At 31.7% G+C, this 540-nt stretch carries 1 protein-coding gene; it reads right to left on the bottom strand.

Annotated elements, in window-relative coordinates; all coding sequences use genetic code 11:
• Window positions 1–338, bottom strand: a 338-nt coding sequence (locus tag ACFQ13_RS07205) for a hypothetical protein (RefSeq protein ID WP_386115688.1), incomplete at its 3' end; no start/stop codon positions are given.
• Window positions 339–540: the final 202 nt, after the last annotated feature.

Raw genomic sequence — 540 nt, forward strand, 5'->3', positions numbered from 1 at the left:
TATCCGCTTCCAACTTCTATTTCTTGTTTGTAGCTATTACTTTGAATTTCTAATTTGTCTAAATCAATAATTACTTTGTCTCCAGTTCTAATCAAGTCATTTATTCGCTCAATATTTTCGTCCGAAGATTTTTTTAGCATAAGTTTTGTTTTAATCATATAGATAACAAATGGTAAAATAAGTATGATACCTGTTCCAACAAAATACCAATTAGTATCACTTGTCGGATTATATCTTCCTCTTCCTCCAATTCCAGCGTAAATTATTATAAATCCGAGAAAAGTTAATCCTACAAAAATAAAACTGCCAAAGTCAAATAGTATTTTTTTTACATTCATAAAGTTTGGTCCAATGTTTTACAACGGTAGGTGTATGGTTAGTTGCGTGATTAAGGAACTAAGTTAGTAAAAATGAACCGAACCCGAGGAAATTCCGAAGGAATTTCCACATGAGCAAGATCCAAGCAATTAAATATACACAATGTTAGCGACCGGCTTTATTTAATTTTCGCGTGTTTCGATCGTAGGTATGTAATCACAT

It is taken from the genome of Winogradskyella rapida (assembly GCF_042675845.1).
Classification (GTDB): Bacteria; Bacteroidota; Bacteroidia; order Flavobacteriales; family Flavobacteriaceae; genus Winogradskyella; species Winogradskyella rapida.